This window comes from Cupriavidus sp. IK-TO18 (assembly GCF_015549295.1).
GTDB lineage: Bacteria > Pseudomonadota > Gammaproteobacteria > Burkholderiales > Burkholderiaceae > Cupriavidus > Cupriavidus oxalaticus_A.
The window spans coordinates 1-11565 of sequence record NZ_JADGMP010000043.1 but is presented as its reverse complement, the minus strand read 5'-3'; the positions used below and the strand labels follow the sequence as shown (position 1 = coordinate 11565).

Annotated in this window: 9 protein-coding genes and 1 pseudogene; 8 read left to right on the top strand and 2 right to left on the bottom strand. The window is 62.1% G+C overall.

Features of this window, described 5'->3' with window-relative positions; translation table 11 throughout:
* The 6 genes from IPF36_RS30450 to IPF36_RS30425 form a co-directional block, all read left to right on the top strand.
* Window positions 1–927: ABC transporter substrate-binding protein (locus IPF36_RS30450; RefSeq protein WP_195431887.1), on the top strand; the 927-nt coding region annotated here is incomplete at its 5' end.
* Between the two features lie 152 nt (window positions 928–1079).
* A complete protein-coding gene (locus tag IPF36_RS30445) occupies window positions 1080–2009 on the top strand; it encodes a glyoxylate/hydroxypyruvate reductase A (protein ID WP_195431886.1) in 930 nt (309 codons plus the stop codon).
* A 95-nt stretch (window positions 2010–2104) separates the two neighbouring features.
* Window positions 2105–2728, top strand: coding sequence for a response regulator transcription factor (locus IPF36_RS30440; RefSeq protein ID WP_243736772.1), 624 nt, complete (start codon window positions 2105–2107; stop codon window positions 2726–2728).
* Between the two features lie 204 nt (window positions 2729–2932).
* Window positions 2933–4048 (top strand): porin, encoded by a 1116-nt coding sequence (locus tag IPF36_RS30435; RefSeq protein ID WP_195431889.1) that lies wholly within the window; start codon window positions 2933–2935, stop codon window positions 4046–4048.
* A 125-nt stretch (window positions 4049–4173) separates the two neighbouring features.
* Complete coding sequence (acs, locus tag IPF36_RS30430; RefSeq protein WP_133092897.1) at window positions 4174–6156, top strand: acetate--CoA ligase; 1983 nt, start codon at window positions 4174–4176, stop codon at window positions 6154–6156.
* Between the two features lie 244 nt (window positions 6157–6400).
* On the top strand, window positions 6401–6697 hold the full coding sequence (locus tag IPF36_RS30425) for a hypothetical protein (protein ID WP_133092896.1): 297 nt from the start codon (window positions 6401–6403) through the stop codon (window positions 6695–6697).
* A 108-nt stretch (window positions 6698–6805) separates the two neighbouring features.
* Here IPF36_RS30425 and IPF36_RS30420 read toward each other — a convergent pair whose 3' ends face one another.
* Entirely contained in the window at window positions 6806–7663 is an 858-nt protein-coding gene (locus IPF36_RS30420; protein WP_133092895.1) for a GNAT family N-acetyltransferase, read from the bottom strand.
* A 548-nt stretch (window positions 7664–8211) separates the two neighbouring features.
* Between IPF36_RS30420 and IPF36_RS30415 the strand changes: the two genes are divergently transcribed.
* A complete protein-coding gene (locus tag IPF36_RS30415) occupies window positions 8212–8952 on the top strand; it encodes a cupin domain-containing protein (RefSeq protein WP_195431885.1) in 741 nt (246 codons plus the stop codon).
* A gap of 255 nt (window positions 8953–9207) precedes the next feature.
* Here IPF36_RS30415 and IPF36_RS30410 read toward each other — a convergent pair whose 3' ends face one another.
* Complete coding sequence (locus IPF36_RS30410) at window positions 9208–10611, bottom strand: aspartate aminotransferase family protein (protein ID WP_195431888.1); 1404 nt, start codon at window positions 10609–10611, stop codon at window positions 9208–9210.
* A 631-nt stretch (window positions 10612–11242) separates the two neighbouring features.
* Here IPF36_RS30410 and IPF36_RS30405 point away from each other — a divergent pair.
* Window positions 11243–11565 (top strand): annotated as a pseudogene (locus tag IPF36_RS30405) (ABC transporter substrate-binding protein); the annotation flags it as partial.

The following is an 11565-nucleotide window of genomic DNA, read 5'->3' as shown; positions in this document are numbered from 1 at the left end:
ACACTGGTGGTGCGCAACGACGCGTACTGGAAGCCCGGGAAGCCTTACCTCGACGAGATTGAACTCATCGGCATTGCCGACGACAGTGCGCGGCTCAATGCGCTGTTGTCCGGCGGCATGGACCTGGTGGCGATGGTCAACCCGCGTTCTGTGTCCAGGGTCAAGGGCACCCCCGGCTACGCCATCATGACGACGCAATCGGGCCAGTACTCCGACCTGATCATGCGCAAGGACGTGGGGCCGGGCACGAACCCTGACTTTATCCTGGGGATGAAGTACTTGCTGGACCGCCAGCAGATGAAGCAAGCGATCGCGCTTGGCAATGCGGTGGTTGCCAACGACCAGCCCATCGACCCCACCAACCGCTTCTATTTCAAGGATCTGCCGCAGAGGCCGTTCGATCCCGAGAAGGCGAAGTTCCACCTGCGCAAAGCCGGCGTGTCCGGCAAGGTACAAGTGGTGACGTCTCCTGCAGCCCTGTATTCGGTGGAAACCGCACTGGTGTTGCAGCAAGCCGCGCAGCGTGTCGGCGTGGAACTCGACATCAAGCGCATGCCGGTCGACGGCTACTGGTCGAACCATTGGCTCAATAGTCATGTGGGCTTCGGCAACGTGAACCCGCGGCCCAGCGCCGACACCATCTTCACGCAGTTCTTCAAATCGGATGCGCCGTGGAACGAGTCGCGCTGGAAGAACCCGAAATTCGACCAGTTGTTGGTTGCGGCGCGCGGAGAGACCGACTTCGCAAAGCGCAAGCAGATGTATGCCGACATGCAGACGATGGTGCACGAGGAGGCTGGCATTGGCATCCCGTTGTTCCTGTCGAGCATCGACGCCCATACGACCAAGCTCAAGGGCCTGTCGCCCATTCCGCTGGGGGGGCTGATGGGCTATATGTTCGCCGAGAACGTGTGGATCGATGCGTGATCCTTACCCAGGGAGCGCCGCGTCATCCGGCCGCCGAGTCGTGCCTCAAATGATCGCGGCGGTCTCGCTACCGCACGCTCCCTGTGTGAAGCAGACCGCGCTGTAGTTTGCCCTTCTTAACGACAACCGCTCTTAGACCGGAGACGCCCTACATGAGCACATTCATTTACAAAGCAGATCCGGCGCGAGGCCAGGAGTGGGCCAAGGTTTTTGCGCGCGAGCGGGCGGATGTTGATTTCCGCATCTGGCCCGATATTGGCGATCCCGCGCAGGTGCGGTACCTGGCGGCGTGGGAGCCGCCCGAGGATATCGCACAGCGCTTTCCCAACCTCCAGGTGGTGTTCTCAACGGGCGCGGGCGTTGACCAGTTCAATCTGAAGTCAGTGCCGGAACATATGCCGCTGGTGAGGATGATCGAGCCAGGTATCGTGGAGGGCATGGTGGAGTATGCGGTGTTCTCGGTGCTGGCGCTCCACCGCGACATGCCGGCATATCGGCGGCAACAGGCGCAGTCGAACTGGAGTCCCATCCAGGTGCGACTGGCGCAAGAGCGGCGTGTCGGAGTGCTGGGACTAGGCTCTCTGGGGCAGGCAGTGCTGGCGCGCCTGCGCTCGTTTGGCTTCGACTGTGCGGGATGGTCGCGATCGCAACGCAGCATCGACGGGGTGACGTGCTACGCCGGTCAGGCGGAACTCAACGCATTCCTCGCACGTACCGATATCCTCTTGTGCCTGCTGCCGCTAACAGACGAAACGCGCGGCATGCTGGACGCCCGCCTGTTCAACGCCTTGCCGCGGGGTGCCGGCCTGGTGCACGCTGGGCGGGGCCAGCAACTTAACCACGCGGATCTGCTGGCCGCGCTGGATTCCGGGCAAATCGGCGACGCCATTCTCGATGTCACACATCCCGAACCGCTGCCCGCGGACAACCCATTGTGGCGGCACCCGAGGGTATGGATCACGCCCCACATTGCAAGCATGACCCGACCGGATACTGCTGCCATCGCTGTGCTGGACAATATGCGCCGCCATGAAAACGGCGAGCCGGTCATCGGGCTTGTCGATCGGGCAAAGGGATACTGACGCTTCGCAAAGCGCTTCGGATATCGGGCGATTGTTCGTGCTTTAGTTTGAGCCGGGTAAATCTTCTGTCCGCTATGAATGCAAAGGCAACCGCGGTGATTGCCGATGACCATCCAGTCGTGCTGGCGGGGCTCGTGCCATACCTCGAACGCCATGGCATCGCAGTTATCGCGGTCGCAAACAGTGCAGCGGGATTGCTCGCCGTACTGAAGCATCACGCAAGCCAACCGCCAGAGATCATCATCACAGGATATGACTATGGCGGGGAAGCTGACGGCATGCGCCTGGTGGAGCGTATCCGCCGTATGTCACCGCAGGCGAGGATCGTAGTCTTCTGGGGCGGGCGCTCGAATGGTGTGGTTCGGCAATTGCTGGCGAGAGGCGCCGACGCGTTTGTCGCAAAATCGACTGACCTTCAGTGCATGGCGGATGCATGCCGTGCCGTGCTGTCCGGCGAAAAATATCTGGACCCTGCCACTCAGGCATTGCTGGCGGGGTCTTCCTCCCAGGACGCCGAGCCATCCGCTGATCGTCTCACGCCGCGCGAACAGGAGGTGATTCGCCTGCTTGGACGCGGCTTGCCGCTGCAAGATATTGCACGACAGTTTAATCGCAGCGTAAAGACCATCAGCGTTCAGAAGTGTTCCGCAATGAACAAGCTCGGTTTGCGAAACGAGATCGAACTTGCGTTGTACCTGGTGATGCAGGCTGGCCGGTAAACGCCAATAACAAAAATCTCACCCATCCCGGATGCAGATCAGACGTCAATAAAGAATAGGCGGACGCCTAAAAATAGAAATCCGTTGCATTGACGACACCATGAAGGATGCGAATTGTTAATTAAAGAAATATCAATGCAGAATCGCTTCGCCCGGTGCATCTCATGTGATGGGTATATCAAATCAATCGGAGGAGAAAAGTTCATGAAGTACAGAATGTTGGTCATGTCAGCTGCGTGGCTGGTGGGTTCCGGCGCGTACGCCCAGTCGAACGTCACGCTGTATGGGGTCGCTGATGTGGGATTCGAGTACCTGAACCACGCCGTAGCGTCAAATGGCACCGTTGCCGCCGGCGCAGCGGGTCACAATCTATGGGCCATTCAGTCGGGCAACCAGTCGGGGTCGCGTTGGGGGGTGCGTGGCGTCGAAGATCTGGGCGGCGGACTGAAGAGCATTTTCCTGTTGGAAAGCGGGTTCAACATCGATACCGGTACCTCGGCGCAGGGCGGTCGCTTGTTCGGACGCGGCGCGTACGTCGGCCTGCAGACCGGGTGGGGTCAGGTTACGTTCGGACGGCACACTACGCCCTTCTTCGACTTCGGCGTTACCTACGACCCGATGGCCATCGCCAGCCGGTACTCGGTTGGCGCACAGGACCCGTACATGGGCGGAGCGCGCGCCGACAACTCGGTCAAGTACATGGGCAAGTTCGGCGGACTAAGCCTGAGCGGCCTGTATAGCTTCAATAGCAACAACCAGGAAGTCGCGGGGAATTTCACCAACGGACGTTCGTATTCGGCCTCGGCAAGCTATGCCGCCGGGCCGTTCGCCTTCGGTGCCATCTATGACCAGTCGAACCGTTCGGCAGCCACCGCGCTGTCGACCAACAGCCTGATCCGGCGCGCGGCAGCGGCGGCGACCTACTCGGTGGGTTCGGCCAAGGTCTATGCAGGGTATCGGTATGCGCACGCGTTCAACGGTGCCGTCCTGCCGGGCGTTGCCCTCGCCAACACGGTGTCGAACCTCGCCTGGCTTGGCGCTGCCTACCAGGTTACGCCCGCATTGTCTGTGGCTGGCTCTGCCTACTACCAGAATCTGCGAGAGTCGAATGCCGGCAATCCATGGCAGTTCGTGGCGCTGGTCGACTATGCACTATCGAAGCGAACCGACGTCTACAGCACGGTTTCGTACGCGCTGAACCGCGGCAAGTCGAACCTCGGCGTGAATGGGTTCAATGACCAGCTGGGCGTCAGCAGCGAAGCTGTGCGTCCCGGTACCAACCAGTTTGGCGCCGTTGTCGGCATTCGCCACAAGTTCTAAACCCGCCGTGGTGCCCGGATCGGAAGGGAATCCGGGCCCCGCTCGTGAGCAGACCGCTGCGAGTTCACAGTAGATTCGGGCCTGACTCGCAGCACCCACGCTCTCATCGTCCACAGGAATTGCCAATGTCTGATATTGCACCCCTGCAACAGCAATTCGAGCTCGTCAATCCGCCTGCCCAGTTCGTGGATCAAGCGAACATTGCGGGCATGGCGGCCTATCAGGCCCTCTGCGCGGCCGCAGAGGCAGACTATGAAGGCTTCTGGGCTCGGCACGCACGCGATTGCATCAGCTGGCACAAGCCGTTCACCAGGACGCTGAACGAGGATCATGCGCCGTTCTACCGCTGGTTCGAGGACGGGCAGCTCAACGTTTCGTACAACTGCCTGGACCGCAACCTGCAGCTGGGCAACGCGGACAAGACGGCGATCGTGTTTGAGGCCGACGACGGACTGGTCACGCGGATCACGTATGCGCAACTGCATGCGAAGGTCTGCCAGCTGGCCAACGGCTTGCGTGCCATGGGGGTCGCCAAAGGCGACCGGGTCGTCATTTACATGCCAATGTCCATCGAGGGCATTGCCGCGATGCAGGCGTGCGCGCGCATCGGAGCGGTGCATTCCGTCGTCTTCGCCGGATTCTCCGCGAAGTCGCTGCGCGAGCGGATCATCGATGCCGGCGCGGTGGCCGTGATCACCGCCGACGAGCAGGTGCGAGGCGGCAAGTCCCTGCCGCTGAAGTCCATTGTCGATGAAGCGCTCGCGCCCGGCAGTTGCGAAACGGTGAGGCACGTTGTCGTTCACCGGCGTACTGGTGCCAGCATTCCGCTGGTTGCGGGACGCGACCTATGGCTGGATGCGGTGATGGCCGCCCAGCCCGCAGCCTGCGAACCGGAGTGGGTCGGGGCCGAGCATCCGCTGTTCATCTTGTATACCTCTGGCTCCACCGGCAAGCCCAAGGGAGTACAGCATGCATCCGGTGGCTACCTGTTGTGGGCGGCGTTGACGATGAAGTGGACCTTCGACATCAAGCCTCACGACATATTCTGGTGTACGGCGGACATCGGCTGGGTGACCGGCCATACTTACATCGCCTACGGCCCTCTCGCCGCAGGAGCAACCCAGATTGTGTTCGAAGGGGTACCAACCTATCCCAACGCCGGCCGCTTCTGGGACATGGTGCGCAAGCATCAGGCAACGATCTTCTATACGGCACCGACGGCAATCCGTTCCCTGATCAAGGCCAGCGGCAAGGACCCGGCAGTACACCCGGGGCGATACGACCTGTCCAGTCTGCGCCTGCTCGGCTCGGTGGGGGAGCCCATCGATCCGGACACCTGGCGGTGGTACCACCAGAACGTCGGCAACGGGAGCTGTCCGATCGTGGACACCTTCTGGCAAACGGAAACGGGTGGACATATGATCAGCCCGATGCCGGGCGCAATGCCATTGCAACCCGGCTCATGCACGTTGCCGTTGCCAGGGATCATGGCCGCGGTGGTGGATGAGACCGGCAACGAACTGCCGCACGGGCAAGGCGGAATTCTGGTCATCAAGCGGCCCTGGCCATCCATGATCCGGACGATCTGGGGTGACGCTGACCGGTTCTGGAAAAGCTACTTCCCGGCAGAGCTGGGAGGAAAGCTGTATCTGGCCGGCGACGGGGCGGTGCGCCATGACAAGACCGGCTACTTCACGATTACCGGTCGCATCGATGATGTGCTGAATGTATCCGGCCATCGCATGGGCACCATGGAAATCGAGTCGGTGCTGGCGGCCCACTGCGACGTGGCCGAGGCCGCGGTGGTGGGCAAGCCGGATGACACCACCGGCGAAGCGGTGTGCGCGTTCGTGGTCCTGAAGGGCGCACGCCCGCAGGGGGAGGAAGCAGCGCAGTTCGCGAAGGTGTTGCGCGAGTGGGTTGCGCGCGAGATCAGCCCGATCGCCAAGCCAAAGGAGATCCGCTTTGCCGACAACCTGCCCAAGACCCGCTCCGGCAAGGTCATGCGCCGTCTGCTGCGAGGCATCGCGAAAGGGGAGCAGATCACGCAGGACCTCTCCACCCTGGAGGATCCCTCGATCCTGGTTCAACTCAGGCAAGCACAGTAAGTCAGCGTAACCGGCCGGCACGCGACGTATCCCTGCTTCAAGAGGCGGCCGGCCGCCGCGCGATGGCCCGCGGATCCCATGCGTGACGTACCGGAAACGGTATCGAGCCCGCATGGTTGAAAACCGGCAGGAACCTGCAACAAATATCGGAAGGCAAATGAACGCGGAGAAAGGAGGGAATCCCGGGCGGGATACGGGGGGCGGCAATGTTCCCCCAATGTCCCCGAAAAGACGATGGGCGGCAATGCAGCAACGCTACCCGTCGCTGGGCGAGTTCGGCTATATCAGCATGATGCTCAGTTCATCCATGCATCCCCGGACGCAGCATCGGGTGTTGGACTGCATTGAGGAACAGCGTGTATGGGAGTGGAGGGACCCGCCCGGGATCGGCGTCACGCGCTTCGGGCGCTTCGAGCATGCGTGTTGTGTAACGTTTGCGCGCCGGGGCCAGTCCGCGATGTACTACGTCAGCCAGGATGAACGCTATCGCATGGAAGCAGCGCCGGCGTTCGTGTCCGAGTTCAATGCCGAGGCTGCATAAGCGCGCATGGACTGGCGCGGCAAGATTCAACAGCGACCGCCGCGCAAGCCGGCGGTCGCTATATGAGAGATCGCATGAAAATCTCCGGATAGCTGCTGGTGTGCTGACTTAGCAGAGCGCCTGGCTAATGATCGCAAACTGCTGCAGCGTGCTATCCGTCTGCGGTACATCGTGGCGTGCCATGGCCACTACCGTGTCAACCTGAAGTAGTCCTGCCTCCGCTAGCCAACCTTGCAGGCCGCTCGTGCCGGTGACGTCAATGCGCACGAAGGAGCCGGCGTAGGCTCCGCACCAATAGGCGATCAGGGCTTTCGCGTGATCCGTGTCAGACGCTACCACCGGCCCGATCGCATGGCCGCGTCCGAAGCGGCGCATGATGGAGAATCCGGCGACCTTGCCATGGCGCTCAAGCACGACTGTCTCGCCAGCGGCGAGCAATGCCCTGAGGACCTCGTCGCGAGACATGCCAGTGGCGCGGTTTCCCAGCGCAATGATGGCCTCGGTATCGCCGGGGACGTACGGGCGCAGTGCTTCGCCTGGAAAGGACGGGGCGTTAGCGACGGCATTCAACGTTCCCTGGTGCTGGTGGATCGTGCCGGTCGCGATAAAGCCGAGCTGCTCGTACAGGGGCTGGCCGGCAGGCGTTGCGTTCAGCAGTGTGCAACGTTCCCCCAGGGCTTCCAGCACCAGTTTCATCAACGCTTTGCCGATGCCTTTACCCTGGTGCGCCGGGGACACGATAATCATCCCGAGCGACGCCTGCTGTCCTTGTTTCCAGCACAGCCCGGTGCCGATCACCGCACCGGCCTCTTCGGCGACGAAGCCAGTGCCAAGGCCGAGGACAAAGCTCCAGTCCTCGAGGCGATGTGGCCAGCGCATAGTCTGCGACAGCTCATAGGCTGCAGGCAGGTCCTTCTCGCTCATCGCGCGATAGGTTACTGGAACAACGGTAGCTTGGCTTGGCATGATGTCTTCCTTTCTGGCACATTGAACCGGCCGCCGTGACTTGCTACGGGCGCCATTGGCAGCATTGCCTGGCATCGTCGCGTCGGGCGGGTCTGGCGACTCAGGTAATCTTGCCATAGCTTTGGGGCCGCTTTGCGGCCTGGCAGAGATTCCGCACGATCATCTGGCTGCCGTGGCGTAACGAGGGTCTTATGCGGTTAAGCCGGAGGCAGACCGCATGAATTGCTAAGCCCATGGGCGTACCGTTGGCTTACGGTCGGCAGGTGCATCAGCGAGTACCGCGCGGTCGGCGTCCCCATAATGGGCGCATGCGAGGCTTGCAGCAACATATGCCGCCGTGCGTGGCGAATGCCATAGATTCTTTCCTTAAACCCGACCCAAACACGATACGCCGGAAATCCGGTAGTGGTCTAATCCTACTCGGGTTGCAGGAACGAGCGACGACGCTTTCATGGTGCTCTGACCGTGCCTGGCCACCAATTTCTTCATTCCGAGACCCTGCGCGGACAGGCTATGCAGCGCAATCTCATTGATCGCGGGAACAAGTCATGTCGAGTTTGCAGCAGCGCGCCACCCCGGCGACTTTTGTCGATCTGCGCGAGTTTGCGCGGGACCATACCCGGGGCATCCCGGTCACCGCGCGGGATGGCGAAGATGCATTCCTGTCCAGCCGCCGGCTTCTCGACTTGCCGCCCGGGCCCGTCACGGTAGGGAAGATCGCGCTCGATGCTGGTGCGGGAGCCGTTGCTAACCTGCAGGCGGACGAGTTCATCATCGTCAGCGATGGCAGCCTGACGTTGACGCAGATGGGCCAAACGGTCGCCCTCGGTTCCGGCAACAGTGCCGTCATACTGCGCGATGCGGGGTTTGCGTGGCGTGCCGAAGCGCCTGTCACCATTATTTTCATGCGCTACAACCACAGCGTCATTGGCTCGCGCGCACTGGTGCCAATCGCGCAGGCGCCGGAACTGCAACAATCCGGCACGCCACCGGCCGAGTTTCTGCTTACGCCGACGCCGGTTTGCCGCAACCATACCGATTATCGCTCCGAGGACGGGCAATTTGTCTGCGGCACCTGGGATTCGACGCCTTACCACCGCCGTGCAATGCCGTATATCCATTACGAACTGATGCACCTGTTGGCCGGCAGTGTGACGTTCCAGGACGAGACTGGCCGCAGCGGCACATTTTCCGAGGGCGATATTTTCCTGGTCGAACAGCATGCGCAATGCAGTTGGGAAAGCCGGGAGCATGTAGCGAAGGTTTATGCCATCTTCCGTCCGTCCTAGCAATCGATTTCCAGTCCGTTTTTCTTCAGCGGTCCCTGCTTCACTGTGAGGCGTTTGCCCGCAGGCTGCCATGCCTGTGGGCCTTTTTTAAAGCGGCGCTACGCGATGCTTTGCGGCACAGCGCTGGGGGCTGGGGGCGCTGTCGCACGTCGAAAGAGCGTCTCAGCGACAGATCGGAAACGATGGCTCTGGCAAACAGTCGTGCCGAAAGCAAGGGGCTAGGGAAATCGATTTGTCGACGCTGCCGGTTCGCAATCAGCTTGCAAGCGCGGCGCGCACGTCTGCTGCTGCAAGCACGTCATCCAGCGTCTTCTTCACGCGTGCGAACATCAGCTCGAACTCGGCCTCGGTATATGTCAGTGCGGGGGCAAAGCCCAGGATATTGTCGGCGAAGGCCCGGAACACAATGCCGTTGCGGTAGGCTGTCGCCGCGATCCGCTCGGCCAGGCGCAGCGAAGGGTCGAAGCCGCGCTTGCTGTCCTTGTCGCTTACGAGCTCCAACGCGCCGAGCAGGCCGCGATGGCGCGAGTCACCCACCAGCGGATGGCTGCGCAACGCATCCAGGCCCGCGGCAAACGGCACTGCGCCCCGCTGACCATTGGCCAGGATGCCGCCTTCCTCATACAGGCGCAGCACCTCCAGGGCCACCGCGGCGCTGACCGGATGAGCGGAGTATGTCGCGCCATGGCCAACTGGCGACCCATCGGGAGCGCCGTCGGCAATGCCGGCATACAGTTGCTCGGATATCATCGTCGCGCCCATGGGCACATAGCCGGCGGTGAGGCCCTTTGCGAGTGTCATGATGTCGGGGACAACCTCTTCAGCCTCGCAGGCGAACATAGGGCCGGTGCGCCCGAAGCCCGTAATGACTTCGTCGACGACAAAAAGGATGTCCAGCTCGCGCGCCGCGTCACGCATGGCCTTGAGCCAGCCCCTGGGCGGCACAATCACTCCACCCGAGCCCTGCACGGGTTCACAGAAGAAGGCGGCCACATTGTCCGCGCCGAGCGCCGCGACCTTGTTGCGCAACGCTGCCACCGAGGCGTCGATGATTCCCTGGGCATCGTCAGGGTCGCTGGCGCGATAGGGATTGGGAGAGGGAATGTAGTGCTGCGTTGGCAGGGGCAGGTCGAAGCCGCGGTGGAAGGCAGGCAAGGCGGTCAGTCCGGCACCGGTGGAAGAAGAGCCGTGATAGCCGCGCTCCAGCGCGATGAAATGCTTCTTCGTTGGCCGCCCGGTGGCATTGAAGTATTGCGTAATGAAGCGCACAGCCGTATCAACCGCTTCGGAGCCACCCAGGGTGAGATAGACGTGGTTCAATGAGCCGGGCGTGAGTTGCACAAGCTTCTCGGCGAGGCGGATGGCAGGCTCGCTGCTGAAGTGAAAGTAACCGGTCGCATAGGGCAGGCGGCGCATCTGCTCGGCGGCGGCCTGCACCACGCTTTCCTGTCCATAGCCGATATTGACGCACCAAAGGCCGGCGAACGCGTCGAGGACTTCATTGCCGTTGGCATCCGTCAACCACGCGCCGCGGCCGGAAGCCAGTACGGTAGGACCGCGCTGCTCGTGGAGGCGCCACGGCGAGACGGGATGGATCAGATGCGCGCGGTCCGCGGCGTCAAGCGAAGCGAGTTGGGGCAGGTCATTGATCAGGGTCATCGCGGTGTCCTTCGCATCCATTCGTAGCGCAGCCAAGTGCTTTGGACCAAGCTTAGCGGCGGTGGCGCGCGGTATGGTGCTGCATTGTGGGGGCGCCACGAAGAACGCTGCCGTTATGCGGGGCGAGACAGCAGATTGTTTGGCGCGGGGTCCGTCAAGCGCTCAACGACGCTGTCCCGTATTGACTGGCTGTTCTGGCGGCTGCGCCACAGGGGGAGACTGAGTGGCGCCGGCTGCATCGGGACGGCGGTGGCCGGCTTGCATTGGCGGGGGGCATGGAGACGGCCGACTCGCCGTGCGGGAAGGGCAAGGCAGCGCAGGAAGGACTGGAATGAGCGCATCACACGGCGGATGATGCCAAGTGACCTGATGCCAGGCTGCTGAAACAGGCTGGGGTTTATCCGTAGTTTGAAAGATTCGTCTGCCGGAGGTGCCAGCTTTGCAATTGGATGCGGTTGCGCAGCCCCCAACGGAAACAAATGCTGGTGCGGGTTGACTAGCATGAAGCACCTGAAGCCGATCCTGGCAGTCGTCGGTTTCGAAGAATAGAGAAATTGCGGGCCAAGCCCGAGGGTCAACAGCATTCCGCCTGGGGCACAGTCCTCGTGCCCCGGCACCAAAGGAGCAGACGATGAGCGATAGCCGTAACCAGTTGGAAAACTTTATCGGCCCCAGCGAAAGCCTTCGCATGATGGAAGCGCTCAAAGGCGGCGCCACCCGGCGCGATGTCCTGAAGATGCTGCTGGCGGGGGGCATGCAGGCCACGCTGGCCGGCGGCCTCGCCGGCGCGGCGGTCGGCGCGCATGCGCAGACGCCCAGGCGCGGCGGGCGCATCCGCGTGGCGGCAGCCACGGCTGCCGCTTCCGATACCCTCGATCCGGCCAAGCAGTCGAACCAGAACGACTATGTGCGCTGCAACATGGTGTACAACGGACTGACTTCGCTGGACCGAAG

Coding starts and splice junctions, on each gene's coding strand:
- IPF36_RS30445 (WP_195431886.1), top strand. CDS start 1,080: ATGAGCACATTCATTTACAAAGCAGATCCGGCGCGAGGCCAGGAGTGG.
- IPF36_RS30435 (WP_195431889.1), top strand. CDS start 2,933: ATGAAGTACAGAATGTTGGTCATGTCAGCTGCGTGGCTGGTGGGTTCC.
- acs (WP_133092897.1), top strand. CDS start 4,174: ATGTCTGATATTGCACCCCTGCAACAGCAATTCGAGCTCGTCAATCCG.
- IPF36_RS30425 (WP_133092896.1), top strand. CDS start 6,401: ATGCAGCAACGCTACCCGTCGCTGGGCGAGTTCGGCTATATCAGCATG.
- IPF36_RS30420 (WP_133092895.1), bottom strand. CDS start 7,663: ATGCCAAGCCAAGCTACCGTTGTTCCAGTAACCTATCGCGCGATGAGC.
- IPF36_RS30415 (WP_195431885.1), top strand. CDS start 8,212: ATGTCGAGTTTGCAGCAGCGCGCCACCCCGGCGACTTTTGTCGATCTG.
- IPF36_RS30410 (WP_195431888.1), bottom strand. CDS start 10,611: ATGACCCTGATCAATGACCTGCCCCAACTCGCTTCGCTTGACGCCGCG.